This window comes from Virgibacillus sp. AGTR, assembly GCF_016919725.2.
GTDB classification, from domain to species: domain Bacteria; phylum Bacillota; class Bacilli; order Bacillales; family Amphibacillaceae; genus Virgibacillus; species Virgibacillus salarius.
In genome coordinates this window covers 1-393 of the sequence record NZ_JAJERH010000195.1, presented here as the reverse complement: position 1 = coordinate 393, position 393 = coordinate 1, and the positions used below count along the sequence as shown (strand labels likewise).

Here is a 393-nt window from a genome sequence, read left to right as displayed (position 1 = left end):
TTGAACTACCCACCACTTAGCTTACGCTTGAAGTGGGGGATTCCTAAGAACACCTTCGTAACCGAAAGTTATGGATTAGGCTATCCCTGCGGTCCCCGCAGTTAGAAGCCGTATGGCTTCGTTTTTAAGATTTTTACTTGCGTTCAAATCTCTATCGTGATGCGCGTGACACTCTGGACAATTCCATTTACGCAACGCGAGATTTTTAACGTCTTTGTTTTGATATCCACAGCGCGAACACAGTTGAGAACTTGCGAATGTTTTCGATACCGCAACGACTTGCTTGCCGTACCAATTTGCTTTGTATTCAAGCATGGATCTAAATTGTGACCAGCTCGCTTCGCTAATGGTTTTTGCTAATTTATGATTTTTAAGCATGTTGGACACCTGCAA

General features: G+C 43.3%; 1 protein-coding gene. It reads right to left on the bottom strand.

Translation table 11 applies throughout. The features are described from left to right. Positions 1-75 precede the first annotated feature (75 nt). A partial coding sequence (locus JUJ52_RS23205) for a transposase (protein WP_228089268.1) occupies positions 76-393 on the bottom strand: 318 nt, incomplete at its 5' end.